Below are 2,695 nucleotides of genomic sequence, written 5' to 3' on the forward strand. Positions count from 1 at the left end.
AGGGAATAGAATGACTATTCCCTCACATGGACTGGCAGCGTGCTATTTTCGCAGTTGCCTACTATCTTCGCCGCTGTGATGCTTAACTTCTGTGTTCGGCATGGGTACAGGTGTTTCCATCACGCCTTCACCACCAGATCCCTTCGAGCACGAACGCTCAAAACTGAACAGCCTCTCTCTTCCACTTCGGCTAAGCCCTCGGTCTATTAGTATCATTCAGCTCAGCATGTCACCATGCTTGCACCCATGACCTATCTACCTCCTCGTCTTGGAGGAACCTTACTTCCGAAGAATGGGAAGTCTCATCTTGGAGGGGGCTTCACGCTTAGATGCCTTCAGCGTTTATCCCTTCCGGACTTGGCTACCCAGCTGTGCCACTGGCGTGACAACTGGTGCACCATCGGTCCGTCCACCCCGGTCCTCTCGTACTGAGGGCAGCTCTCCTCAAACTTCCTGCGCCCACGACAGATAGGGACCGAACTGTCTCACGACGTTCTGAACCCAGCTCGCGTACCGCTTTAATGGGCGAACAGCCCAACCCTTGGAACCGACTTCAGCTCCAGGATGCGATGAGCCGACATCGAGGTGCCAAACCTCCCCGTCGATGTGAACTCTTGGGGGAGATCAGCCTGTTATCCCCAGGGTAGCTTTTATCCGTTGAGCGACGGCCCTTCCATTCGGTGCCGCCGGATCACTAAGCCCGACTTTCGTCCCTGCTCGACTTGTCTGTCTCGCAGTCAAACACCCTTTTGCCTTTGCACTCTGCGCATGGTTTCCATCCATGCTGAGGGTATCTTTGGGCGCCTCCGTTACTCTTTGGGAGGCGACCGCCCCAGTCAAACTGCCCACCTGACACTGTCCCGTCGACAGCTCCATGTCGTCCGGTTAGAACTCCAATGCATCAAGGGTAGTATCCCAACGTCGGCTCCTCGAATACTGGCGTATCCGTATCCTTGCCTCCTACCTATCCTGTACATCATGCATCAGAGTCCAATATCAAGCTACAGTAAAGCTCCATGGGGTCTTTCCGTCTAGTCGCGGGTAACCTGCATCTTCACAGGTACTAAGACTTCACCGAGTCTACAGCCGAGACAGCGCCCAAATCGTTACGCCTTTCGTGCGGGTCAGAACTTACCTGACAAGGAATTTCGCTACCTTAGGACCGTTATAGTTACGGCCGCCGTTTACTGGGGCTTCGGTTCATGGCTTCGCTTTCGCTGACCACTCCCCTTAACCTTCCAGCACCGGGCAGGCGTCACCCCCTATACTTCGACTTGCGTCTTCGCAGAGAGCTGTGTTTTTGGTAAACAGTCGCTTGGGCCGTTTCACTGCGGCTCAGCTTCCACTGAGCACTCCTTCTCCCTAAGTTACGGAGTCATTTTGCAGAGTTCCTTAGCTATAGTTCTCTCGCTCACCTTAGGATTCTCTCCTCACCCATGTGTGTCCATTTTCGGTACGGGCTGTCTGCAGTTTTGCTAGAAGCTTTTCTTGGAAGCCGGCTTTGGCCTCTTCTGTACTTATCGCAATGTTCCATCCGCGTCACGCCTTCGGGTTATGCCATCCGGATTTGCCTGGATGACCCCTACCTCGCTTGCTCCAGCTCTTCCAGCCGCTGGTTGGCCTAGCCGTCTCCGTCACTCCTTCACCCACAGCCAGGTACGGGAATGTCTACCCGTTGTCCATCGGCTACGCCTCTCGGCCTCGCCTTAGGTCCCGACTTACCCAGAGCGGACGAACCTTCCTCTGGAAACCTTGGGTCTTCGGTGCGTGGGATTCTCACCCACGTGCCGCTACTCACACCGGCATTCTCTCTTCCACACGCTCCAGATGTCCTTTCGATCATCCTTCCTCGCTGTCTGGAACGCTCCCCTACCACTTACTTTCGTAAATCCATAGCTTCGGTATCATGCTTAGCCCCGGTAAATTTTCGGCGCAGAGTCATTCGACCAGTGAGCTGTTACGCACTCTTTGAAGGATGGCTGCTTCTGAGCCAACCTCCTGGTTGTCTGTACATCTCCACATCCTTTTCCACTTAGCATGTATTTGGGGACCTTAGCTGATGGTCTGGGCTGTTTCCCTCTTGACCATGGACCTTATCACCCATGGTCTGACTGCCGCTCATCGTCTCCATGACATTCGGAGTTTGATTATGCTCAGTACCTCGGGATGAGGCCATCACATATTCAGTGCTCTACCTTCATGGCACTTCCTGCGACGCTAGCCCTAAAGCTATTTCGGGGAGAACCAGCTATCTCCGGGTTCGTTTGGAATTTCACCCCTAGCCACAATTCATCCGCCAACGTTTCAACGGGGGTCGGTTCGGTCCTCCATCGGGTCTTACCCCGACTTCAACCTGATCATGGCTAGATCACCCGGTTTCGGGTCTATGACATGCAACTTTCGCCCTCTTAAGACTCGCTTTCGCTTCGGCTCCGCATCTCCTGCTTAACCTCGCTCCATATCATAACTCGCCGGCTCATTCTACAAAAGGCACGCCATCACCCTTTAACGGGCTCTGACTTCTTGTAAGCATATGGTTTCAGGTTCTATTTCACTCCCCTCCCGGGGTTCTTTTCACCTTTCCCTCACGGTACTGGTTCACTATCGCTCACCAGGGAGTATTTAGCCTTTCGAGATGGTCCTCGATCCTTCCGTCAGGATTCCTCGTGCCCCGACGTACTCAGGGTCTGCCTCG

Annotated in this window: 2 rRNA genes; both read right to left on the minus strand. The window is 54.0% G+C overall.

Annotated elements, in window-relative coordinates:
• Nucleotides 1-29: 29 nt before the first annotated feature.
• Nucleotides 30-138, minus strand: a 5S ribosomal RNA gene (gene rrf, locus B5E48_RS13240).
• Nucleotides 139-186: 48 nt separating this feature from the next.
• Nucleotides 187-2,695, minus strand: a 23S ribosomal RNA gene (locus B5E48_RS13245); the annotation flags it as partial.

The sequence above is a fragment of the Massilimicrobiota sp. An105 genome (genome assembly GCF_002161155.1).
Taxonomy (GTDB): Bacteria; Bacillota_I; Bacilli_A; order Erysipelotrichales; family Coprobacillaceae; genus Allocoprobacillus; species Allocoprobacillus merdigallinarum.